We start from the raw sequence: 23,614 nt of genomic DNA on the forward strand, positions 1-23,614 counted from the left end.
TATAAGTTCAGCCAAACCCGTTATCCCGCAAAGATCTCCTCGTCGTTTTTAAAAGCTTTAAACTCCAGCGGGTTGCCACTCATATCCAGGAAAAACATGGTGAGTTGCTCCCCGGTTTTGCCGGCGTAGCGGGTATAGGGTTTTACAACAAATTCAATCTCGTGTTGGGTAAGGCGTTCCTGAAGGTTGATAAACTCTTCATACTTCAGGATGCAGCCGAAATGAGGCACAGGCACGCGTATACCATCTACCTGGCCACAGTAATCGAGGGGTGGGATATGTTCGCTTACGTGCGCAGAAAGTTGGTTGCCGAAGAAATCAAAGTCGATCCAGTGCTCGGTGCTACGACCCTCGGCGCAGCCTAAGATATCAACATAAAATCTGCGTGTGGAGGCAATATCCTTTACTTTAAAAGCATAATGAAACGCATTGCTCATACTTAGTAGCCTTTTTTGGGTGAAACAATATTTTGCAAGGGCTCGCTGTTTTGCAGCCTGTCGTAGTTTTCCAGTACCTGCGGCACTACCGAGGTCGGGTCGGTTTTGCTGGCCATGTGTGGCGTAATAAATACGTTGGGGTGGCTCCAGTAAGCGTGCCCTTGTGGCAGGGGCTCCTTTTCGAAAACATCCAGCGCCGCCCCGGACAGGTGCCCGCTTTCCAGCGCTTGCAGCAAGTCGGCTTCTACCACATGCTCGCCGCGCGCAGCATTAATCACGTAGGCTCCTTGCGGCAGCTTTCGCAGGTTAGCCAGGTTTAAAATGCCTTTTGTTTCTGGAGTTAGAGGCAGCAAACAAACCAGCACATCGGCCTGAACAAGAAAGCTATCCAGCGTATCATCCCCAAAAAACACGTTTACGCCAACTAATTCCTTTTTTGTTCGGGCCCAGCCACTCACGTTAAAGCCCAGGCCAACCATAATAGTGGCTACATGGGCGCCTAGTTTGCCAAGCCCCATAATACCCACGCGCACATCCTTGGCTCGCTTGTAAGCCAGTGGCTGCCATTTTTCCTGCTGTTGCAGCGCTTTATAGGCCCCCAGGGTGCGGGTGTGGTTAAGTACCTGCGCCGCCACATACTCGCCCATGTCTTGCGTCAGGTTTTCGTCGATGATGCGGGTGATGGTAGCCTGCTCCGGCAGTTTTGTATCCCGGAGGATATGATCTACGCCTGCTCCCATCGAGGAAATGCAGCGCAGGTTCGGGTAGTCCTGAAACACGCCGGGCGGGTGGTTCCAGGCAAGAGCGAAGGTGACATCGCTTTTATCTGCAACATCAGGGTAAACATACAGGTTAAGCTCCGGCCTTGCCTGCTTCAGGGCATCTACCCATGCGCTAGGGTCTTTTCCTTCGCTTACTATAACTATCGACATGGAATTACAATTTTAAGAGGATTTGTGATAAACAAAGTTAACATCCTTTTCAGAAAAGGATGTATCTAAACCCAATAAGATGCAGCCACGTTTTTCTGAAAGCTGAGTTTCGGCCAAATATCTGTAAAATACTCTCTTATGCTGCGCTGGATCGATATAATTAAGTATGCCACCTACGGTAACCCAGAGCCAACTCGCCGTGCGGAGAAAACGGAGCAGGAATGGCGGCAGCTTTTAACGCCAGAACAGTACGAGGTTACCAGGCAAAAAGGCACCGAAAAGCCTTATAAAAACGCCTACTGCCGCTCGTTTGAGCCTGGCAGGTATATTTGTGTTTGCTGCGGGCAACTGCTGTTTAATGCCAGTAACCAGTTTAAGGCGCTTGCCTCGGGCTGGCCCAGTTTTACGCAGCCAGCCAGCAAGGCGGCCATAAAGTATGTTTTCGACAACAGCCATAATATGAAGCGCATCGAGGCAGTTTGCAATGTATGCGACAGCCACCTGGGGCATGTTTTTAACGATGGCCCCGAAGCTCCCGGCCTGCGCTACTGTGTAAACTCGACAAGTATGGTGAAACAGGAAGTTTAATGTAGATTCATTAAATTTAAAACCTTTGGAACCTGCCGTTGCTTTAGTACTTACGACTGGCGCACGATGCCTGTGCGCAGATTACATCATATTTTAGCCCGGCGATTTAAGCGCTTATCACAGAAAAGCATGTACCTCACTCGTGAAATAACGTACCAGGCAGCCCGTACGGTGGCAGGCCAGCTAAAAGAGCATTTCAGCAAATTGCTTACTGCGGCGCAGGAGCGCGGCGATACGGAACTGGCAACAGAGCCGCATACCCAAGCCATCGAGGCTATTCTGGATACGGCTTTCTGGGCCAGCCTGCGCCACGAGGAAGGCCGCTCCCCTAAAATCTCGTTGGCTTTTCTGCCACCGGGCCAGGCCGAGCAGCCGCTTTTGTTTGCACAGCGCCTGCCCCTGCTATCTACAGTGCTTACCAAACTGGCGCCGGGCGTGGAACGGCAGGGCATTCATTTGGGTGTTTGGTTTGAGGAGGATGACTTTTATGTATGGGGCACCACGCGCAACATCCCCAGCCTTTGCTTGGTGGTTGATGTATCGGAGCCGGGGCTGCTGGTTGTGAAGCACCGCCGCAATGATGGCTACGGCAAGTATGCCAACGTGGCCATCCTAAAGGGCGACCAGGTTAAGCTGGTGGATGAGGAGCACAGCACTCTGCCTGACTGCCCCAGCATGCTGACTTCTCTGCTGGGTTTCACCTCGCCAGCCACCTGGCATAGCTCCGTAAACGTGCTTATCCAGTTGGCTGTGTCCATGCGTGCGCACCGGCACGGCGGCACCTTGCTGGTTGTGCCCTCCCAAACCTCGCAGTGGAAAGAATCAATCGTGCACCCCATCAGCTACACGGTGAGCCCTGCGTTTAATGCTATGGCAAACCTCCTAAAACAAGAAGACGAGCGGGAAAATAACTTAACAGCGTGGCAAGCGGCCCTGAGGCAAGAGGTTGAAAGTATAGCCGGCTTAACAGCCATAGACGGAGCCACCATCATCAGCGACAGCTATGAACTGCTGGCTTTTGGGGCAAAGATTGGGCGACCCAAAGGTAGCAACCCTGTAGAGGAGATATTTGTAACCGAACCCATACTTGGCGGCGAAGCGTCGGTCATCCATCCGTCGCAAAATGGCGGCACCAGGCACCTTTCGGCAGCCCAGTTTGTGCACGACCAGCGCGATGCCGTGGCCCTGGTTGCCTCGCAGGACGGCCGCTTCACAATCTTCTCCTGGTCGCCGTGCGAGCAGATGGTGCAGGCGCACCGCATCGATGCGCTGTTGCTCTAGCCTAAAATGTGCTGCTATAATCTATCTTAAAGCGGCTTAAATCAGGTTGATGTTTGCGTTTGCGCCCAAGCTCATACTGATACACGGCCTGCCCCAGGTTTTTCATGAACGGGAAGCCGATCGTTTCATACTCATACTTTCCGTCGTTCAGCACCTCGTCCTCATTTACATAAATAACGGCGGTCAGCATAAACTCAACCTTGTTCTTAAAGTCAACAATGTATGCGTTGTCGATCATAAACCCGTAGGCATCCCCTATCTTGTTAAAGATGCGGATGTGCTCCGGAATGGCCGCTGTCTCGTTGCCGAACATCAGAAACTTGGCATAACTGTCCGGGTATTCTTTCGGGTCATACTTCGGGTAGCGGCTCTCGCGCGGCAGCATCGACATGTATTTGTACAGGAAAGTATAATCCTGCGGGCTCAGGTTAAAACGCTGTTTGGTCTCCACAGCCTCCGGAAAAAGTATACTTTTCAGCACGCCTTGCAGCACCTCCACCGAGATGTAGTTCTTAGCCGAGAAATCCATGGGCTGCTCTACCAACTGGTCGCTCTGGTAATAGCCTTTGCCGAGGAGGGTATTTTGCAATGCATTGGGTGGCAGTGAAGTATAAACCGCCTCCGGCTGCCGGTAAAGTATGTTGTTGCCCTGATAAAACGTAAAGGGGTTGGTGCGGCTATTCTCCTCCGGGCTCAGGAAAATGGAAAGCCGGTGCGTGAGCCTTGCCTCGCGGAAGCCCTTGCCCTGGAGCCCTTCGTTAAGCTGTTGCTGGCCCAGAAACTCGTAAAGGCGGTTGTAGGCATCGTTATCGCTGACGAGCAGCACTTTTTTGATGTAATGCGCCAGCGAGGGCAGGCCGCTTTCTGAAGTATGATCTGTGCTCACGGCGCTTTGCCCGGACCAGGCACTGTCTATCTTCACGGAAGTATACTTATCCAGACCCAAAGCATTCAGTTTTTCCAGGGCAAGCGCGGCGGCAGGCAGTTTTACGGTGCTGGCCGGGTAAAAGTATTCCTCCGGGTTTACGTGGAAAGTATGCGAGGCGAAGGCGGGCCGATTCTGCGCATCCCGATCAATCTGGGTATACAAAACCTGCACGCGGTACTTCTCGGGCGCAGCCAGGATGTGCTTAAACTGCTCGGGGTGCTTACGCATGATCTTACGGAGAAGCTTGCTATTGGTAGGTTGTTGCGCCATGGCAGATAAAGGTATAAAGCTGTAGGCAAGCGCTAATACAAAGCTTAAAAGTATCGACAAGCAAAAGCGCCAGCTGGCATTTCCTCTTTTCATAGTTCAGGGATTCCACCCCATCAAGTTACAAAATCATTTTTGGGATGAACAGCATTTTTCCATCATTCTGAGAGTTTTGATGAGTGCTAAACCTGCCCGCCATAGTATAACAGCAACAAATCACCAATTCAAAAAGAGAACAGGTACTTAATAAATAGCAACGGATGGCCAAATCCAGACAAAGTATAAATAAGCGCTGTAGCTGAATACACTGCCAGGACAGGTCGCGACCTGTCCCTACGGTTCGGTTAGAGTTGCATCAGCAATAGCTATTGAAATGATCCCAGTTTTTCCGTGAGGTGCCTTGGAGTGTTGCGGTGCCCGGAGGGCAGCCCGCAGCGTAGCGAGGAGCAGCTTCAATCCACCGCACCGAATGGGAAAACGAGGCCTCGCGGCCTTGAGCGCACCAAAGCCAGCCATGCAAAATGCCAAGTATAAAGCAATGGATCAGCCAAAGCTAAGCTATCTTAACCCATACCGTCCACCATGTCATCCAAAAATCCTTACTACCTTGCCAAACCAAAAACAATCCGCGCAGCACATGCAACAACCAAGTATAGCCCATCAAGCCTTTGAGCAATACGCAACTTACAAAGAGCCGGCCTTAACGCACCGCCGTTTCAGACACGCCGATCTGGAGCCCTTGCTGGAACAACTATCGCAAAGCGATATTTTTGAGGTGAAAAAAGCCGGGCACTCCGTGGAGCAACGCGCCATTTACCAGGTTAAAGCAGGCAGCGGCAAAACCAGCGTCATGCTCTGGTCGCAGATGCACGGCGACGAGGCGACGGCTACCATGGCGCTCTTCGACCTATTCCGGTTCCTGCAGCAATCCGGTGATGCGCTGGACCCGGTGCGCCGGCGAATTCTGGAGCAGACCACGCTATACATGGTGCCCATGCTAAACCCTGATGGGGCCGAGCAGTTTAAGCGCCGCAACGCCCTGGAAATAGACCTGAACCGCGATGCCCTGCGCCTGCAAAGCCCTGAGGCCAGGCTGCTAAAACACCTGCGCGACACGCTGCAACCCGACTTCGGTTTTAACCTGCACGACCAGAGCCGCTACTACACCGTTGGCGATACGCCCATGCCGGCCACTATTTCTTTCCTGGCGCCTCCTTTTGATGCTAGCAGAAGTATAAACCCCGTGCGCGAACGCGCCATGCGCACCATTGCAGGTTTAAACCACCAGCTGCAGCAACTTATACCCGGGCAAGTGGCAAAATATTCTGATGAGTTTGAGCCCAGGGCCTTCGGCGATAACATCCAGAAATGGGGCACCAGCGTAATCCTGATCGAATCGGGGGGATATGCCAACGATGCCGAGAAACAGTTTATCCGGCAGTTGAACTTTGCGGCGCTTGTTTCGGCACTGCACCATATCGCCGACGGAAGCTATGCCAGCCAGCCGCTGGAGGCTTACCACCACATCCCTGAAAACACCAAAAATCTCTTCGACCTGGTTATCCGGGATGTGGCCTACCCCACAAACGGCCATACTTCCCGGCTGGATCTCGGCATTTATCGGAACGAAGTAAACTGCGCCACCCCGATTGGCTTTTACCATAGCAGCACCATCGAGGAGATCGGCGACATGAGCATTTACCACGGCTACGAGGAACTGGATGCAAAAGGCTTGCTGCTGGTGCCCGGCAAAGTATACCCGGAGCCTTTCCAAAGCATGGCGCAGCTAAGCGAGGCAAGTATAGAAACGCTGCTGGCTGAAGGCTATACCACGGTGCGCCTGACGCAACTACCCGATACGCTACACAACCCCTGCGAGCTGCCGCTTAACATTACCGGACTCAGCACAGACCCGGACCATAACCTAAAATTTGGGGGCTCCGCCAACTTCAGCCTGCAGGATGAAACCGGCAAAGTATACTTCACCATCGTGAACGGCTTTGTGCACAGCTGCACCCAACAGCGGCCTGCCCTGCTCCACGGCTTGGTGCACTAGGCTTTTTATACTTAACCTTCAGAAACCCTTGGTTCCGGCGGCGGGGCCAATGGTTTTTTTGTGGCAGCTTTGTATCTTACAGGCTAATTCCAAACCTAGCTAACCTTTTTATAATGGTTTTAAACTACCTGTGGGCAGCCTTTTTCCTGATTGCCTTTGTCATAGCGCTGTTTCAGCTCATCTTTTTCCAGGACGTAGACATTTTTCAGAAGCTGGTTGCCAGCACCTTCGACAATGCCAAACTCGGCTTCGAGATCTCGTTGGGGCTTACCGGCGTGATGACGCTCTGGCTGGGACTGATGAAGATCGGGGAGCGCGGCGGCATTGTGGGCATACTTGCCCGGCTGGTCGGGCCGTTCTTCCATAGGCTGTTCCCCGAAATCCCTCAAAATCACCCGGTGTTTGGTTCTATTCTGATGAACTTCTCGGCTAACATGCTTGGTCTGGATAACGCCGCCACGCCGCTGGGACTAAAGGCAATGAAGGAAATGCAGGCCCTCAACCCCAGCGAGGACACGGCTTCCAATGCCCAGATCATGTTCCTGGTGCTCAACACCTCCGGCCTCACCATCATTCCGATCAGCATTATGGTTTTTAGGGCGCAACTGGGCGCCGCCGATCCTTCGGATATCTTTATTCCGATCTTGCTGGCTACCTTTTTCTCAACGGTGGTGGGCTTAATTGCCGTGGCGCTTTACCAGCGCATCAACCTGTTCGATAAAGTTATACTTGCTTACCTGGGCACGCTGCTGCTTTTAATTGGCGGGCTTATTTATTACTTCTCTCAGATTCCGCAGGAACAGGTGAGCGTAATCTCAACGGTGGTCAGCAATGTCATACTTTTCTCCATCATCATCTCGTTCATCGCCCTAGCCCTGGTCCGGAAAGTGAACGTATACGACGCCTTTATCGAAGGTGCCAAAGAGGGCTTTTCTGTAGCCATTACCATCATTCCGTACTTGGTTGCCATACTTGTGGCGATTGGTGTGTTTAGAACCTCCGGTGCGCTGGATATGCTGGTGGATGGCATTGGGTACCTGGTTGGCCTAACAGGCATGAACACGGACTTTGTACCTGCCCTGCCCGTTGCTTTCATGAAACCGCTAAGCGGTAGCGGCGCGCGCGGCCTAATGGTGGAAGCCATGACAAACTACGGCGTGGATTCTTTCGTTGGCCGACTGGCCTCGGCCATCCAGGGCTCCACAGAAACTACGTTTTATGTGCTGGCGGTTTACTTTGGCTCGGTGGGCATTCGTCGCACACGCCATGCGCTAACCTGTGGCCTTCTAGCCGACTTTGCCGGTATCATTGCGGCCATCTGTATCGCCTACCTGTTTTTCCATTAAAGTATGATTTAACTATGATTTCATACTTTCGAAAAAGAAAACCCGCCCTGCAGTTACTGCAAGGCGGGTTTTCTTTTTGATTCTGTCCTGGCAAAAACATTAATGGCTTGCGAGCCACTCTAAAAACAGCGGGCTTTTAACCTTGCTTACGAGCACCTCATCCGGGAACGGAATAGTGAGCGCAATGTGTAGCTTTCGGCCAAAGTACTGCGATACTTCCTTTACCGCTTTGTGGCTGATGAGGTGCTGCCGGTTTGCCCGGAAAAATCCTGCGGAAAGTATGTTCTCCAGTTCATCCAAGGTATGGTTTACCACATAGCTGCCGCCGCCAAAACTGTGCACCCGCGTCAGTTGGTTTTCGATGCTGGCCAGGGCAATATCCGACACGGCAAGCGGAATGATTTTATCGCGCTGGTACACAAGTATGGAGCTGCGCTTCTGCGTGAGCTTGTTCTCGAACAGGTCAAGTATGTTTTTGAAGGACGTGTTGGTTTGCGAGAAACTGTCGCGGAGCTTTTTATACTTCTGCAGCGTGTTAGAAATCGAGGTGACGGTAAAGGGTTTCAGTACGTAATCTATGCCGTTGGCTTTGAAGGCCTCCAGGGCATACACATCGTAGGCGGTGCAGAAAACCACTGGCGTGGACGTGGGCACGGCTTTAAAAACCTCAAAGCTCAGGCCATCGCCCAATTGTATGTCCGAGAAGATCAGGTCCGGGAAATCGTGTTTCTGAAAGTATGAAATGGCGTTTTTCACCGATGATAAAATAGCCTCGATTTCTACGCCGGCATCTGCCTGCTGCAACGTTTCTGCCAGGTCCTCTGCCGTGAGCGGCTCATCCTCTATAATTACGATTCTCATTTGGTCAGAATGGGTAATTGCACGCAAAAGTGTTTCTCGGTTTCAGTAACACGCACCGCCGCCTCAGAAAGGGCACTGTAGCGCTCGCGCAAGTTCTTAAGCCCGATCCCCGAAGATTGCTCGTTTATGCGCTTGGCCTTCTTGTTGTTGCATACTTCAATAAACCCTTCCGGGTGCTGCCGGATGTGGATGCCCAGCGGCTCCTCCACGGTAAACCCATTGTGCTTTATGGCGTTCTCGGCCAGTAATTGCAAAGCAAAAACGGGCACAAAGGCCGTTTGCTGTATACTTTCGGGGATGTTAATATCATAGGTGAAAGCATCTTTAAAACGCACTTTCTGCATCTCAAGGTAATCGGTGCACAGCTTCAGTTCCTCGCCCAGCGGCACGGTATCCTTGCCATCAGAGGTTAAGGAAGCGCGTAGAAACTCTGCCAGGCGCACCAAATAATCCTCGGCTTCCTGAGGTTTGCGACGGATAAGCGTTTTAAGCGTGTTGAGTGCGTTAAAGAGGAAATGTGGCTGCAACTGGTGCTTCAGGTGCTGGTGCTGCGCCTGCATACTGTTCATTTTGAGTTGCGCGTTTTCCAGCTCAACCTGCGTTTTTTTCCGCTGCAGAACCACCAGCTCAAGTATAATAATAACAATAGTGTTGTTGGTAACCCCCGCTATAAACGGGAAGAACAGCGCCCTGCCATATTGCGGATTAAGCGAGAACCTGCCCAGAACCAGAAAATACAGCGAAATAAGTGCAAACATAAGCGCGTAACTTACAATATAGCGCAGGATGTTTTTGGCTTGCTCCCTGGCTTTCATGACGCTAATTCTGGCGTACAGCAAAATATTCATGAGCCATAGCGTCAGCATCAGCAAAGTGGTAACCAAAATATTTAGGCTGAGCCCCTCCGACGGCGGGCGCATCATCCGTGGTCTGCCCCCGGGCGGCATGGGCGGCGACAGGAAAGACTGACTAGTGGAAAGCAACATGGGCAGCACACTAAAAACCCCGAAAAACACGGAGGTGATCAGCGCCACAACCAGCAACTCCCGGATGTAATTATTCTGTTTCTGTAACATAAGTATGCTGTCTGCTAGTTTGCCTGTGGCCGCTAAATTACAAGACTTTGGCTTTTCCGTCGCTTCTTTAAGAAAAACAAACCGGCCAGTTATCCTGAAATCATACTTTAAAACCTAAACGGGGAGCCAGCTTTATCGCGGCTCCCCGTTTATACTTATGGCTTAGTTATCGGAATAAGCGCTTGGGTCGAAGCGCCACAGGTCGTCGAAGCGGTAGCCGCCACTTTGGCCGGTAGTAATGTAGCCGTAGTTGCCGCTGGCAAAGCCCACGGCACCTTCCCTGGAGCTGCCCTCAAAATATGATTTGGCGGTCCAGGCATCGCTGGCTGGGTCATATTCCCAAACATCGGATAGCACTGATCCGTTTGAGCCGGACACCAAGTATACTTTGTTGTTAAACACGAGGGTAACTGCTCCTGTTCTGGCAGCTGGGTAGTCTTCGTTTTCCCGGTCGTCTTCGTTCAGGCCCTTCAGCTTCACCCAAGAGTCGTTGGCTGGGTCATACTCCAGGAAATCGGTTTGGTAAAGGCCGTTGTTAATGCCGCCGCCAATATAGCCTTTGCCGTTGAATGTAAACGCAAAGGCATTTAGTCTTTTAGCACCGCCCAGGCCAACTTTCTCTGTCCATTGGCCGGTAGCGGGGTTGTACTGCCAAAAATCCTTCTGGTAATTGCCATCGTAGCCTGCGCCAACATATCCTTTTTCATCCAGGGATAAAGCTACGGCTCCGTAGCGCGCCGACCCCGGAAAATCCGCGATCTGCGTCCAGGTGTCTTGTGATGGGTCATACTCCCAAAAGTCTTTCAGGTAGCTCGTGCCATCGTAGCCAGTGCCCACATAACCTTTTCCGTTTGCCGTGAAGCTCACCGCTGCGTTTCTGGCCTGCCCCGGGAATGAGGCCTTTTTTATCCAAGAGCCCTTGTTTGCGTCAAACTGCCAGAAGTCACGGAGCCTGCTGCTTCCGTCGTAGCCGGTGCCCACGTAAGCCATTCCATCAATGGTGAAAGCTACCGCAGAGGTGCGCGAAACGCCGGCAAAATCAGAGTCTTTGATCCAGTCGCCGAGCAGGTCGTCTTCCTCATCGCTGCTGTCGCAGGAAGTAAGCGTACCTAAGCTGCAAACCAGCGCAAGGCTAAGTATAAAGCGCCAGGCTATTTTGGGTGTGTGTTGCGTAATTTTCATGATTTCAGGTATTAGTCTCTCTAAAAAATATGATAGTTAAAGGTTGAGCTATTCGTAGCCGGTGTTGTCAATAAAAAAACTGTTATACTTATCGCGTACTTTCTGCGCCGCTTCCTCAGCTTGTTTTTGGCGCAGCTCTTCTAGTTTCAGAAGTTGCTTGCCCTCTCTCGAGAAAAGGTTGTACATGGCACTTATGGGCGAGCCAGCACTAATTTGCCCTGTCTGTGGCGGAGATTCGAGCGGCGGTATGTACGCCGGGTTCCTGCTGTTTTCGGGTGCCGGTTGCTTGTTGCCGTAATTCCGCTTAAGCTGCTCCAGGGTGGGCAGGGCAATGATTTCAACCTCTTTCAGGTGCACGCTGTCCTCTTCTAAGTATAGCAGTACTTTCTGCTTGTCCAGCGCTTGCTCACGCACGCTATACTTTGTTGGCCGGAACCCGATCGAACGCACGACAAGGGTATCGCCGAGGCTTGCCCTGATGAGGAACTGGCCGGCCTGATCTGCAATTGTTCCCACCTGCGTCTTTATATTTATGATGCTTGCCCCCGCCACACCCTTAGCCGCTCCATGCTCCAGCACTTGCCCTGCCACGTAGTGTTGCTGCGCCTTTGCCTCAGAGAAAAAACAGGTGCATATCACGATGATCATAAAAGCACCTATAAGTTTCATGGATATTGGTTGGGTTAAAAATCAGGCTGATGCACTGCGTTAGGCCATACTTTGTTGCCTTCGCCGCCGTGTTGATACAAATGTGCAGGCGAACTGCCAGCCTAACAAGAAGGCAAAAGCCGAAGCGGACAAATCAGAACTTTAACCGGACCAGATTGGCCCTGAATATTATTGCCGCTCAGGCAACCGGATGTGAAGGCATTCGGCTACCTTTGCCGTTATGGAGATACAAGGCACTTGGGAGAAAGATGAAGAAGGCTACATGAGTTTCGAAACGCCGGAGTTGCAGCGCTATTACGAACTGGTTACAGACAGGTACCACCAGGCATACAACCGCTACCTCGATGAGCTGGACGATGACGATGATGCGTTTTACGCGGCCCAGCAAGCAGGCTACGAAATGATAACCGATTACAAGACTATCAACGAAACGGAGGAGTTTGCCACTACCTACACCACGCCTGGCCATGTGCTGGATGTGTGGTACGAGCTGGACGAGTACAGCGGAAAAAGAATCTACGAGCGCGGTTTTATGCGCATCCGAAGTATAGCCGGGTAGGCTAATTACATAGAACCTATACTATAGGGCAGATTAATAGTATCGGTATAGGGACCAAAAATTTCCAATGGTTTAGCGCCCTGGTCAAAAGCCCCGATCACCTGCACGCCGTTTTTCTCCCAAAGCTCCACAAACTTATTATTAAACTGGTAAAGCGTAATGCCCCAACCTGCGTGCTGGCGTTGCGCCACGGCTATACCTTGGCGTGTAAGGGCTTGCACATTGCTCCAATCCGGGAGGCGCTCAAATAAGGAATGTTCTAGCATGGCTGGTTTCTGGGTGCTTCAAGTATAAGCGGCAAGTATATTAAATAGTTTCAGGCTGGCAATGTATCCGCAGGCCCCTGCACCCCTCTCCTTTTAAATAAATACCGATCTCAGTTAATCTACCCATACTTTCTTGGGCTGATTTGTGCGTATGTAAGCTACTGGTATTTTCCGATTTATACTTATATTGAAATATGAAACTACTCGGAACCATACTTCGTCCCATTTCCCTGTTTATACTTTTTCTGGTGACCAGTGCCTCGTGTCAGCAAGGCCAAAATTCAGACACTACGTACGACCTGCTTATCCGGCACGCCACCGTGGTGGATGGCACCGGCGCCGAAGCCTATACCGCTAATGTTTTCGTGAATGCAGACACCATCGCCCTGATCGAAAAGGACACGGCTGCCACATACAAGGCTACTAAAACCATAGATGCTACAGGCTTGGTGCTGACGCCCGGTTTCATAGACACGCACGCCCACGGCAACCCCATGCAAACGCCAGATTTCAAGAATTTCCTGGCCATGGGCATTACCACCATCACGCTGGGCCAGGACGGATTCAGCCCTAACGAAAAAGACCTAAGCACCTGGATGGACAGCGTGGATGCCGTTAAACCCGCTGTAAACGTGGCCCTGTTTGCCGGGCATGGCACGCTGCGCATGCTTTCGGGCATAGGCTACGACTCCATTCCTACAGGGCAAAAGCTTGAAGGCATGGAACAATTGCTCGCGCAGGCCATGGATGCCGGTTGTTACGGTTTATCCACGGGCTTGGAATATATGCCGGGCTATTATGCCTCCGGCGAAGAGCTGAACAGGCTGGCAAAAGTGGTTGGCCAGAAAAACGGACTGGTTATGAGCCATATGCGCAACGAGGATGATGCCTTTGTAGAGGCCTCGATCAAAGAGCTACTGGCGCAGGGCCGCTACTGCCCCGTGCATGTATCGCACATGAAAGTGGTGTTTGGAAAAGGCGCTGCCCGTGCCCGTGAAATACTGCAGCTCCTGGATAGCGCCAGAGCCAGCGGCACGCAGGTTACCGCCGATATTTACCCGTACACAGCCAGCTATACCGGCATCGGCATACTTTTCCCGGACTGGGCCCTGAAGCCAAACGACTACAAAAAAGTGCTTGCTACCAAACGAAAAGACCTGGCCACTTACCTGCGCCACCGCGTAAACCTGCGCAATGGCCCCGAGGCCACATTAATTGGCTCAGGCCCATACAAAGGCAAAACACTGGCACAGGTAGCAACGGAGCGCAACAAGCCTTTCGAGGATGTACTGATGGATGACATTGGACCATACGGAGCCAGCGGCGCATACTTTGTGATGAACCAGGAGCTGCAGGAAACCCTGCTCACTGACCCGCATGTGATGATCTGTACCGACGGAAGCCCAACTATGAACCACCCGCGCGGTTTCGGCACGTTTGCCAAGGTTATACAGCACTATGTGGTAGCCAAAAAACTACTGCCGCTGGAAGAAGCCATCTGGAAAATGACTGGTTTGTCAGCCAAAACGCTTGGCATCGAGAAAAGAGGAACGATACAGGTAGGCCATAAAGCAGACTTGTTGCTCTTCAACCCGGCCAACGTGAAAGAAACCGCCACCTTCGAAAACCCTTACCAACTGGCCACTGGCTTTGATTACGTGCTGGTGAACGGGCATATCGCCAAAGAAAACACTGACTTCATGGAAGCGCGTTATGGCAAGATGCTTCGCAAGACATCCCGTTAAAGTATAAATTGCCCGCAGGCTTCATGCTTCTTATAGTAAAGAATGAACGGGCATAATAAGGCAGCAGCTAAAGCCATATACTTGTTTGATGCAGTGAAGCTAATTATGCCAATCTAAGGCAGGGAAAATCTCTGTGGATATAAACTAACATGCCCCGCACAAAACTGTGCGGGGCAAGTTAGTTTATACAGCCTATGCTAAATCTGACTAGCCTACTACACTAGCGACAGCTTGCTTATGCTTTAGCTGTTCTGCCAACAGGTTCTGCCACTCTTTGGCCAGCACCAATTCTTGGTTAAAAGCGAGGCTGCTTTCTTTGCTGTAAAAAAGTAGCTCTTGCTCAGGCAAATGCTTTTCCCGAAAGTTGAACTGCAGAGCCACCAACTCAACTATCCGGCTTCCGTGCTGCTCTTTATAATCGTATCGCAGTTTACAGTCCGTTACCATATTCAAGTCAATTAGAAGCGGCTCCCCTTGTTGCCCCACGTACAGCACTTTATTAGAGATAGCATCCAAGCCTATGGCTAAACCGTTCCAGAAAGCATGTCTGCTTACCTGCATGCCATGGCGCTGCGCTACAGCGTTTAAGTCGCGCAGCATGGTTGCTGCCTTTTGTCTTTGTTTCAGGTTAAAAACTATAATCGGGACTAATAGCGATGCAATCACCGCTACGCCTATACTTAATGATTCTAAATCCATTTTTCTTTTCTTTTGAAGTATAAATAAGTGTATGCAAAACCAAGCAGTCTGTGAGATGCACAAACTACTGGCTTATTGGCACCACCACTTGGAGGTGCTTCCAGAAAAAGAAAAGATTACCAGAAGTAGTGAAAAGGAAAGATAATATCGGAACTGCTCAGGCCCAGGCTTATTACAGCTGTTGCTGTGCCTGCTGCCTTTGTACCTGCGCCAGCATTGCTTAAAAGCGCAAGTCTGCCAGCCGCTAAACCCCACAGGTGCTGCTCTGCCCTTTGAGATTCTTGCCGCTGCTCGGGCAATACCACCAGCTCCGCGGCACGCTGTATGTAGCGGAAGCGATGCGTTTCTCCTGCCGCAATTTGATTTTCATCATCAGCATTGGCAAAGGCAGCTACATTAGCTTTTAATGGTGCGCAACCGGCTACGCTGGTTGGAAACCAGGAGAACAGTAAAAGCCAAAGCAGGTGCAGAAGTAAATGCATCCCCAAACATAAAGCTTATTCTGAACTTAAAATCTATAGGTACTCATAATTAATTTATAGCTGGTTTAGCGCAATAGAATCTTAGGTATAGCTAGCCCCCACCAAACATCCTATGCATCCTGATTACTCAGCATATAACCATCGATCAAGAGAAAGAAAAAACAGGAATTACGGAAAGGGCTTTGGCAAAGCTTTACGGTAAGGGATAAATCGCCTGCAGCGTTGTACTTGCTGTTTAGCTAAAATCCAGACTGAATTGCTTGTACACTGGCTTTGGCACCACAGCCTTGGCGGTTATCTCAAACACTGGAGTTTCCTCGAAGCGTGAGGCAACGGTAATGGTAGTGCCATCGGCGTGCTTTTCAAATAGCTGCTGCACCAGTTGGGGGCAGTTATTGTCTTTGGAGAGGTGTGCTAGCAGCAGGTGGCTCATAAAATCTGGCTTATAGGCCGTGAACAGTGCCAGCGCCTGCCGGTTAGATAAATGGCCTTTCCCACCCTTGATGCGGTTTTTAAGATAGTATGGGTAGCGCCCCCGCTGCAGCATTTTCTCATCGTAATTGGCTTCCAGAAAGGCGGCGTGGCACTGCTGAAAATGATGGATGAGGTTATGGCACGGTGAGCCGATATCAGTAAAAACACCCACTTTCACATCCTGGTAAGCAACTACAAAGCTATGCGGGTCGATGGCATCGTGCAGTTTAGAGAAAGCCGTAACAGACAGTTCGCCCACCTGCACAGGCGCATCAGCCAGGAACGGGATGACTTCTATACCTGAAAGATCGAGGCGGGAGTTTTGCAGCGTGGCCAGCGTAATAAAAACGGGCAAATTATACTTGCGGGCCAGCACCGCGATGCCTTTGATGTGGTCGGAGTGCTCATGCGAGATAAAGATCGCTTTCACTTTCTCCATACTCAGGCCAAGGCGTTTCATGCGGCGCTCGGTTTCGCGGCATGAAATACCGGCATCCACCAGGATAGCCTCCCGTTGGTTGCCCACATAATAACAATTGCCGTTACTGCCGGAGTTAAGCGAAGTGATGAAGAGCTGCATAAAATGCAAAGTAACCGATTCCGGGCTTCATATTCAACTGCTTAGCCAATATAACTTCCACCAATCTGCGCAGAAAGTAAGGCGCTGTTATGCATCTTTTTTGCATACATGGAGCAATTCTGTAAGAATTTGCGTTAATTTTGTAACACATTCGGTGCAAAGGCTTATACCTTTGTAGCGTTACTGCAAACAACCATGAAACTATACCGCCAGATAATTTTGCTAACCCTTGCGCTGTTGGTGCTCGTCTCCTCGACGGGTATGGCCGTGGGTGTGCATATTTGTGGCGATGAGTTGCGAGATATCACGTTTTTTGGTGCTGAGGCCGACTGCCCGATGGAGCAGAAACAGCAGGCTTTGCCGCCTTGCCACGCTGCCAAGCAAAAAGCAACCGATACTAACAACTGCTGCGAGGACCATCAGCTTCAGGTAAAAGATTTGGGCGATGCCGATAGCCATAAAATCACGCAGCTGACAAAATACCAGCAGTTTAAACTGTTTGCCGTCGTAAAGGCAGTCGTGCTGCAGTTCTATACTTCGCAAAAAGCCGAGGCTCCCCGCTTCGCACTTTATACTTCTCCCCCGCTGCCCCGCAACATACCTTTGCTGGTGCAGTCTTTCCTGCTTTAAACCTTCCGGAACCCGGTGCCCGCTTTAGTGCTCTGACCTGCTGTGCGCTGTGCAGAAGCATGAAGCTATGCTAGGCACCCAAGCTATTTGCCATTTTGCTGGCGCTTTATACTTTCTGATAAGGTTTAGATTTCCCATTTCATGATTGAGAAGTTAATCTCATTTTCGCTGCGTAACCGCGCGTTCATACTGCTGGTATCCGCCATACTTTTTGGCTGGGGCCTGTACTCGGTGCGAACCAATAAAATAGACGCCATCCCTGACTTGTCGGAAAACCAGGTGATCGTGTTCACCGAGTGGATGGGCCGTAGCCCGCAGATCATCGAGGACCAGGTGACTTACCCCCTGGTTACCAACCTGCAGGGCCTGCCCGAGGTGAAGTATGTGCGCGGCAGCTCCATGTTCGGCATGAGTTTCATCTACCTGATTTTTGAGGATGACACCGATATTTACTGGGCCCGCTCGCGGGTGCTGGAGCGCCTCAACTCGGTGGGCAGTGCCCTGCCACAGGGCGTAACCCCAACCCTGGGGCCCGATGGCACTGGCGTGGGGCATGTGCTGTGGTATACCCTGGATGCCCCGGGCATGGACCTTGGCGAGCAGCGCGCCGTGCAGGACTGGTACGTGAAGTTTGCGCTCCAGAATGTGGCTGGCGTAAGTGAGGTGGCCTCTTTCGGCGGTTTCCAGAAGCAGTACCAGGTCACCGTAGATCCCAACAAACTCACTTACTACAACATCGCGCTGCCGCAGGTGATACAGGCCGTGCGCGCCAACAACAACGAGGCCGGCGGCCGCAAGTTCGAGCGCTCCGACATCGGCTATATCATCAAAACTACGGGTTACCTGGAGTCTGCAGAGGAGATCGAGAATATTGCTGTCACCACCAGTAATACCATACCCGTGCGCATCCGGGATGTGGCCACCGTGCAGATGAGCGGCGAGAGCAGGCTGGGCATCTTCGATTTGAACGGCGAGGGCGAGGCCGTGGGCGGTATTGTGGTGATGCGCTACGGCGAGAATGCCGAGGAAGTGATCTCCGGGGTGAAGGCGAAAATGGAAGAAGTGGCTAAAGGCCTGCCCCAAGGCATGAAGTTCAATATCGTCTACGACCGTAGCGGACTGATAAATGAAAGTATAAGCTCCGTAAAGAAAACGCTAATTGAGGAGATGATCGTGGCCTCTGTAGTCGTTTTCCTGTTCCTGTTTCACTGGCGCAGCGCCCTCGTCATCATCATTCAGCTGCCCCTTTCGGTGGCCATCGGGTTCATACTTCTCAACGCCTTCGGCATCTCCTCCAACATCATGTCGCTTACCGGCATCGCCCTTTCCGTGGGTGTGATCGTGGACGACGCCATCGTGATGGTAGAGAACTCCTACCGCCACCTGGCCCAGGCCGCCAGCGGCAAGAAGTGGATGGAAGAGGAATGAGGTGAAATTTTGAATAACTGAATTTTGAATAACTGAATGATTGGAAAGTATGGACTTAGCAAGGAAAGAGTTTGTAGAACAGTTTCAGAAACGCACCAAGCGTTTGGCAATTGATGTGATCGAGTTCTCAAAATCGCTGCCCAAAACCGAGGAAGCTACGATTATGAAACGCCAGCTTCTGAGGTCCGTCACTTCGGTAGCAGCAAACTACAGAGCAGCATGCCGCGCACGCTCTGCGGCCGAGTTTCATGCAAAAATCAGCATCGTGATTGAGGAGGCAGATGAGACATTGTTTTGGCTTGAGCTGCTCGAAGAATCTGGCACTACAACAAAGGCATCCACCTCCCATCTGATGCAAGAATCAACTGAAATACTTTCTGTAATGGCAAAAGCACGCAAGAATACAAGCAAATAGTATTCAGTCATTCAAAAATCAGTTATTCAAAATTGAAAATATGAAACTAACCAAGCAACAACGACTGTCGATCATCGAGAAGGCCTCTAAGCAGGTCGGGCCCAGTGTGTTCTGGAGCACGGTGATCGTGATCACTTCGTTCCTGCCGGTTTTCCTGCTCACGGGCCAGGAAGGCAAGCTATTTAGTCCGCTCGCCTGGACCAAGACGTTCATACTTATCGTGGATGCCGTGGTGGCCATTACGCTTACGCCGGTGCTAATCTCCTTTTTTCTGAAAGGCAAGTTTCGCGACGATAACGCCAACCCCATAAACCGTGGCATGGAGCGAATCTATGGCCCGGTATTAAAGTGGTGTTTAAAGTGGCGCAAAACCACCATTGGTCTTAATGTGCTGGCTCTGCTCATAGCCATCCCAATGCTTATGAGCCTGGGCACTGAGTTTATGCCGCCGCTGGATGAGGGCTCCATACTTTTTATGCCCGTTACGTTGCCCGATGTATCCAATGCCGAGGCTAAGCGCATTTTGCAGGTGCAGGACAAGATCATCAAATCGGTGCCAGAGGTTGATCAGGTTTTAGGCAAGGCCGGCCGCGCCAGCACCGCCACCGACAACTCCCCTATCAGTATGATCGAGACCATCATCATGCTAAAGCCCCGCTCGGAGTGGCGCGAGGGCATCACCAAGCAGGATATCATTCAGGAGCTGGATGCCAAGCTGCAGATCCCCGGCGTGGTGAACGGCTGGACGCAGCCCATCATTAACCGCATCAACATGCTGGCCACCGGCATCCGCACCGATGTGGGCGTGAAAGTATACGGCCAGAACCTCGACTCTATTTATGCCGTGTCGGAGCGCGTGAAGCAGCAACTGGAGGCTATACCTGGCATTAAAGACCTGTACGTGGAGCCGATTACGGGCGGCAAATACCTCGAGATCGACATTGACCGCGAGGCGCTGGGCCGCTATGGACTCACTGTGGATGATGTGAACATGGTGGTGGAGTCGGCGCTGGGCGGGGCAAGTATAGGCAACACCATTGAGGGCCGCGAGCGCTTCGCCATAAATGTAAGGCTGGCGCAGGATTACCGCAACAGCGTGGAGCGCATCAAGCGCATTCCGCTGCAAACAGCAGCCACGGGTAGTATTCCGCTGTCGGCAGTGGCAAGTATACATTTCACGGATGGGCCGCCCATGATCAACTCCGAGGATGCGCAGCTGCGGGGAGCCGTGCTGTTTAACGTGCGCGAGCGCGATCTGGGCAGCACCGTGGAAGAAGCCATGGAAAAGATCAATACAAGTATAACGGGCATCCCGGAGGGCTATTACCTGGAGTGGAGCGGCCAATGGGAGAACCAGGTGCGCGCTACGCAAACGCTCACCATCATCGTGCCGCTGGTGCTTGTCATCATCTTCCTGATTTTATACTTTTCTTTTAAGTCCTTGAAAGAGGCACTGCTAAACCTGGTCACTATTCCGTTTGCGTTGGTGGGTGGTGTGTTTATAGTATACTTCTATGGCGTAAACCTGTCGGTGGCGGTGGCGGTGGGCTTTATCGCGCTGTTTGGCCTGGCCATAGAAACGGCCATGGTGATGGTGGTATACCTGAACGAGGCCATGAAACAGCTGGTGGAAACAAAAGGAAACTCCTCCGAAACCATCACCAAGCAGGACATCCGCGATTACGTGTTCATGGGTGCTGCCAAGCGCCTGCGGCCAAAAATCATGACTGTGTCGGTGGCGCTGTTTGGTTTGGTGCCGGTGCTCTGGGCAACGGGTGTGGGTACCGATGTGATGTTGCCGATTGTGTTGCCGATGATTGGCGGGGTATTCACCTCCTCCATCCATATTCTATTGGTAACGCCGGTAGTGTTTGAGATGGCAAAGGAATATGAACTGAAGAAACACGGAAAACTCGATATTTACGATGTTAAGCACTAAAAAGCATACTTCCTCCGGGCCAGATTGCATTGCGGTTGTTGCCATACTTTTAGTACTGCTAACTACGCTATCTGCCCATGCGCAGCGACAGGCTCTACCTTTGGATAGCGTATTGCAGAACATCCGGAGCAACAACCCCATGCTGCAGCAGTACGATTTGCGGGCGAAGGCCCAGGATGCCTACGCAGAGGGTGCCACCAGCTGGATGGCCCCCATGGTAGGTGGCGGATTGTTCATGGTTCCGTATTCTGGTAATGCCGAGGACCCTTCCGATCGCCAGGGCTCCTACATGCTTTCTGCGGAGCAAGCTATACCTAACCCAGCCAAACAGCGGGCCAAGCAAGCCGTTTTCGACTCGCGTGCGGCCATAGAGCAGGCCAAAGCCGAAGTGCTCTACAACGAGCTCCGTGCAAAAGCCAAGACAGCTTATTATAACCAGGTGGTGCTTACTAAAAAGCTTAACGTGCTGCAAGATAATGCCCGCATTATGGAGTACATGCTAAAACTGGCGCGCATCCGCTACCCATACAGCCAGGGCAAACTGGGTAGCATTTATAAGGCAGAGGCACGCCTGCATGAGGTAGAAAACATGCAGCTGATGACCCAAAGCGAGATTCAGCAACAAAGCGTACAGCTCAACATTCTTATGAGTCTGCCAAAAGCACAGCCACTCGCAGTAGATACTTTACTAAGTATACCTGCCCCCGTGGCTCTATCCACCGACACGGCCTACCTGAACCAAAACCGCAGTGATCTCCGTCAGTTGGACCGCACCATCGAAAGCATGCGGCTGAGCGTGGAGCAGGAAAGGTTGGAGCGGAAGCCTGATTTCAGGGTTAGCTTTAACCACATGACGCCCCGCAGCAGCATGATGCCTGGCATGTTTACGGCCATGGGCATGGTATCCATCCCGATCGCTCCGTGGTCAGGCAAAATGTATAAAGCCAACACCAAAGCCATGAACCTGGAGGTGGAAGCCATGCAGCGCGAACGCGAAAGCATCCTCAATGAGGCGCAAGGCATGATACGCAACATGGCACTGGAGCTGAACGCCAAGCGTGAGCAGGTAGAGAATTACCGTACCAAAATCCTGCCGGCGCTCAAGAAAAACTATGATGTAACCATGCTGGCGTACGAGCAAAACAGCACTGACCTGCCTGACGTGATTGATGCCTGGGAAGCCCTAAACATGGCCCAAATGGAATACCTGAACAACCTGCAAGCCCTCTACCAGCTAGCTGCAGCTTACGAGCGGGAGGTGGAGAGGTAATTTTGAATAACTGACTTTTGAATAATTGGATATGAAATGACTGAATAGCTACCGCCGTAGTGCTTTTTTATTCAATCATTCAGTTACTCAAAATTCAAAATTAACACACATGAAACGATACCTGAACATACTATTCCTGCTGCTTCTTGTGGCAATCACGGCCTGCTCCGAACAAGGGCAAACGCACGAGCACGCTGAGGGCACAACCTACACCTGCCCCATGCACCCGCAGATCGTGCAGAACCAGCCCGGCTCCTGCCCCATCTGTGGTATGGATCTGGTACCACAAAATGCGGCACATGGCGAGGCACTGGAGATAACCGATGATTTGGAGTTTCTGCTTCAGCCAACAAACCAAGCTGTTATCGCCAATATTCGCACTGTTACCCCAGCCTTTAACTCCCAGACGGATACTATGGAGATGGAAGGACTCATTACTTATGACGACCGCCGTGTGTACTCTATTCCTGCCCGGGTGAGCGGCCGCATCGAGAAGCTTTTTGTGAAGTACAATTATCAATCGATTTATAAGGGGCAAAAGCTGCTGGAGATATACAGCCCAGAGCTGGTAACTGCGCAAAAGGAACTGCTATACTTAGCAAAATCCGCTTCGGAAGACAAGGCGCTGATAGAAGCAGCCAAGCAAAAACTGCGCTTGCTCGGAGCCACTGATGCCCAACTGAACCGCCTATTACGAACCGGAGAGGCCAGCTATACTTTCGCTATTCACAGTCCTTACGATGGCTATGTGGTTGGGTTAAATACGACAGCTCCTGCAGCTAAGCCAGCTACCATGCCTGTGTCAGCTTCTAAAAACTCAGGCATGGAAGGAAGTATGACGCAAAGCGCCCCAAGCCCAGGTTTAAATAGCACAGCCAGCGATCTCCCACTCCGCGAAGGCATGTATGTAAACACGGGCCAACCACTGCTGCGGGTAATAAATCCCGATCAGCTTTGGGCAGAGTTTAACGTTCCGGCCGGTAAAGTAACCGCTGTTGCTAAAGGTGCACCGGTGCAAATTACCTTCCCACAGCTACCCGGCGAACTGCTAGAGGCAAAAGTTGATTTTCTGCAGCCATTTTACGAAGCCGGCGAAAGCTTTGCCAAAATCAGGGTATACCTACCGGGCCAGCAAAAGCTGGCACGCGTAGGGCAACTAGTCTCTGCAAAAGCTACTTACGCCACAAAACCAACGCTATGGGTACCTCGTGAGGCTGTCCTGGACCTTGGCACAAAAGCTGTTGCCTTTAAGAAAGTGAATGGGTCCTTTAAGCCAGTTGCAGTTACAACAAACCAGGTAATAGGCAACCAAATACAAGTCATCAGCGGCCTTACCCAAACAGACACCATCTCTGGCAACGCCCAGTTTATGGTTGATAGCGAGAGTTTTGTGAAAGTCAATTTTGAGTAACTGATTTATTAATGACCAAACTGTGAATAATTGACTTTTGAATAACTTAATGACTACTGTCACATTTTTTATTCAATCATTCAGTTGCTCGAA

General features: G+C 51.4%; 23 protein-coding genes. 12 read left to right on the plus strand and 11 right to left on the minus strand.

The window, feature by feature from the left end; all coding sequences use genetic code 11:
* Positions 1-20: 20 nt before the first annotated feature.
* Both D1627_RS15395 and D1627_RS15400 read right to left on the minus strand, forming a co-directional pair.
* Positions 21-437, minus strand: coding sequence for a VOC family protein (locus D1627_RS15395; RefSeq protein WP_119433168.1), 417 nt, complete (start codon positions 435-437; stop codon positions 21-23).
* A gap of 2 nt (positions 438-439) precedes the next feature.
* On the minus strand, positions 440-1,369 hold the full coding sequence (locus D1627_RS15400) for a 2-hydroxyacid dehydrogenase (RefSeq protein ID WP_119433169.1): 930 nt from the start codon (positions 1,367-1,369) through the stop codon (positions 440-442).
* A gap of 138 nt (positions 1,370-1,507) precedes the next feature.
* On the opposite strand from D1627_RS15400, the gene msrB reads away from it, so the two are divergent.
* The gene (gene msrB / locus D1627_RS15405) at positions 1,508-1,957 is read left to right on the plus strand and encodes a peptide-methionine (R)-S-oxide reductase MsrB (RefSeq protein ID WP_119433170.1); all 450 of its coding nucleotides are present in this window, start codon (positions 1,508-1,510) and stop codon (positions 1,955-1,957) included.
* 129 nt (positions 1,958-2,086) lie between these two features.
* Complete coding sequence (locus tag D1627_RS15410) at positions 2,087-3,238, plus strand: putative sensor domain DACNV-containing protein (RefSeq protein WP_119433171.1); 1,152 nt, start codon at positions 2,087-2,089, stop codon at positions 3,236-3,238.
* A gap of 1 nt (position 3,239) precedes the next feature.
* Here D1627_RS15410 and D1627_RS15415 read toward each other — a convergent pair whose 3' ends face one another.
* The gene (locus D1627_RS15415) at positions 3,240-4,529 is read right to left on the minus strand and encodes a serine hydrolase (protein ID WP_119433172.1); all 1,290 of its coding nucleotides are present in this window, start codon (positions 4,527-4,529) and stop codon (positions 3,240-3,242) included.
* A 373-nt stretch (positions 4,530-4,902) separates the two neighbouring features.
* Between D1627_RS15415 and D1627_RS15425 the strand changes: the two genes are divergently transcribed.
* Together D1627_RS15425 and D1627_RS15430 are read left to right on the plus strand one after the other, a co-directional pair.
* Entirely contained in the window at positions 4,903-6,489 is a 1,587-nt protein-coding gene (locus D1627_RS15425) for a M14 family metallopeptidase (protein ID WP_233555656.1), read from the plus strand.
* Positions 6,490-6,602: 113 nt separating this feature from the next.
* Positions 6,603-7,835: a nucleoside recognition domain-containing protein gene (locus D1627_RS15430; RefSeq protein ID WP_119433174.1), complete on the plus strand. Its 1,233-nt coding sequence runs from the start codon at positions 6,603-6,605 to the stop codon at positions 7,833-7,835.
* A gap of 99 nt (positions 7,836-7,934) precedes the next feature.
* On the opposite strand, the gene D1627_RS15435 is transcribed toward D1627_RS15430, so the two are convergent.
* From D1627_RS15435 to D1627_RS15450, 4 genes are all read right to left on the minus strand, one after another.
* On the minus strand, positions 7,935-8,696 hold the full coding sequence (locus tag D1627_RS15435) for a LytR/AlgR family response regulator transcription factor (protein WP_119433175.1): 762 nt from the start codon (positions 8,694-8,696) through the stop codon (positions 7,935-7,937).
* Positions 8,693-9,772: a sensor histidine kinase gene (locus tag D1627_RS15440; protein ID WP_119433176.1), complete on the minus strand. Its 1,080-nt coding sequence runs from the start codon at positions 9,770-9,772 to the stop codon at positions 8,693-8,695. Before D1627_RS15440 ends, D1627_RS15435 begins: the two co-directional genes overlap by 4 nt.
* 162 nt (positions 9,773-9,934) lie before the next feature.
* Positions 9,935-10,954: a Kelch repeat-containing protein gene (locus D1627_RS15445; protein WP_119433177.1), complete on the minus strand. Its 1,020-nt coding sequence runs from the start codon at positions 10,952-10,954 to the stop codon at positions 9,935-9,937.
* 48 nt (positions 10,955-11,002) lie between these two features.
* On the minus strand, positions 11,003-11,623 hold the full coding sequence (locus tag D1627_RS15450) for a carboxypeptidase-like regulatory domain-containing protein (RefSeq protein WP_119433178.1): 621 nt from the start codon (positions 11,621-11,623) through the stop codon (positions 11,003-11,005).
* A 220-nt stretch (positions 11,624-11,843) separates the two neighbouring features.
* Between D1627_RS15450 and D1627_RS15455 the strand changes: the two genes are divergently transcribed.
* Positions 11,844-12,182 carry a hypothetical protein gene (locus tag D1627_RS15455; protein ID WP_119433179.1) on the plus strand — a complete coding sequence of 113 codons (339 nt, stop codon included), beginning with the start codon at positions 11,844-11,846 and terminating at the stop codon, positions 12,180-12,182.
* Positions 12,183-12,187: 5 nt separating this feature from the next.
* Here the strand turns inward: D1627_RS15455 and D1627_RS15460 are convergent, their stop codons facing one another.
* Positions 12,188-12,448 carry a hypothetical protein gene (locus D1627_RS15460; RefSeq protein ID WP_119433180.1) on the minus strand — a complete coding sequence of 87 codons (261 nt, stop codon included), beginning with the start codon at positions 12,446-12,448 and terminating at the stop codon, positions 12,188-12,190.
* Between the two features lie 194 nt (positions 12,449-12,642).
* Here D1627_RS15460 and D1627_RS15465 point away from each other — a divergent pair, with 194 nt between their 5' ends.
* Positions 12,643-14,193 (plus strand): N-acyl-D-amino-acid deacylase family protein, encoded by a 1,551-nt coding sequence (locus D1627_RS15465; protein WP_119433181.1) that lies wholly within the window; start codon positions 12,643-12,645, stop codon positions 14,191-14,193.
* A 207-nt stretch (positions 14,194-14,400) separates the two neighbouring features.
* On the opposite strand, the gene D1627_RS15470 is transcribed toward D1627_RS15465, so the two are convergent.
* The 3 genes from D1627_RS15470 to D1627_RS15480 all read right to left on the minus strand — a co-directional run bounded on the left by D1627_RS15470 (position 14,401) and on the right by D1627_RS15480 (position 16,428).
* Positions 14,401-14,892, minus strand: a complete 492-nt coding sequence (locus D1627_RS15470) for a hypothetical protein (protein WP_119433182.1) — start codon at positions 14,890-14,892, stop codon at positions 14,401-14,403.
* 116 nt (positions 14,893-15,008) lie between these two features.
* Positions 15,009-15,374, minus strand: a complete 366-nt coding sequence (locus tag D1627_RS15475; RefSeq protein ID WP_119433183.1) for a hypothetical protein — start codon at positions 15,372-15,374, stop codon at positions 15,009-15,011.
* A gap of 235 nt (positions 15,375-15,609) precedes the next feature.
* Positions 15,610-16,428 carry an MBL fold metallo-hydrolase gene (locus tag D1627_RS15480; protein WP_119433184.1) on the minus strand — a complete coding sequence of 273 codons (819 nt, stop codon included), beginning with the start codon at positions 16,426-16,428 and terminating at the stop codon, positions 15,610-15,612.
* Positions 16,429-16,623: 195 nt separating this feature from the next.
* Between D1627_RS15480 and D1627_RS15485 the strand changes: the two genes are divergently transcribed.
* The 6 genes from D1627_RS15485 to D1627_RS15510 all read left to right on the plus strand — a co-directional run bounded on the left by D1627_RS15485 (position 16,624) and on the right by D1627_RS15510 (position 23,521).
* Complete coding sequence (locus D1627_RS15485; RefSeq protein ID WP_119433185.1) at positions 16,624-17,058, plus strand: HYC_CC_PP family protein; 435 nt, start codon at positions 16,624-16,626, stop codon at positions 17,056-17,058.
* A 141-nt stretch (positions 17,059-17,199) separates the two neighbouring features.
* Positions 17,200-18,486, plus strand: coding sequence for an efflux RND transporter permease subunit (locus tag D1627_RS15490; protein ID WP_119433186.1), 1,287 nt, complete (start codon positions 17,200-17,202; stop codon positions 18,484-18,486).
* Between the two features lie 49 nt (positions 18,487-18,535).
* Positions 18,536-18,901 (plus strand): four helix bundle protein, encoded by a 366-nt coding sequence (locus D1627_RS15495; protein ID WP_119433187.1) that lies wholly within the window; start codon positions 18,536-18,538, stop codon positions 18,899-18,901.
* Between the two features lie 40 nt (positions 18,902-18,941).
* The gene (locus tag D1627_RS15500) at positions 18,942-20,840 is read left to right on the plus strand and encodes an efflux RND transporter permease subunit (protein ID WP_119433188.1); all 1,899 of its coding nucleotides are present in this window, start codon (positions 18,942-18,944) and stop codon (positions 20,838-20,840) included.
* Positions 20,827-22,110, plus strand: a complete 1,284-nt coding sequence (locus tag D1627_RS15505; protein WP_119433189.1) for a TolC family protein — start codon at positions 20,827-20,829, stop codon at positions 22,108-22,110. The genes D1627_RS15500 and D1627_RS15505 overlap by 14 nt, the downstream gene beginning before the upstream one ends.
* Before the next feature lie 109 nt (positions 22,111-22,219).
* Positions 22,220-23,521, plus strand: a complete 1,302-nt coding sequence (locus D1627_RS15510) for an efflux RND transporter periplasmic adaptor subunit (RefSeq protein WP_119433190.1) — start codon at positions 22,220-22,222, stop codon at positions 23,519-23,521.
* Positions 23,522-23,614: the final 93 nt, after the last annotated feature.

It is taken from the genome of Pontibacter oryzae (genome assembly GCF_003576375.1).
GTDB lineage: Bacteria > Bacteroidota > Bacteroidia > Cytophagales > Hymenobacteraceae > Pontibacter > Pontibacter oryzae.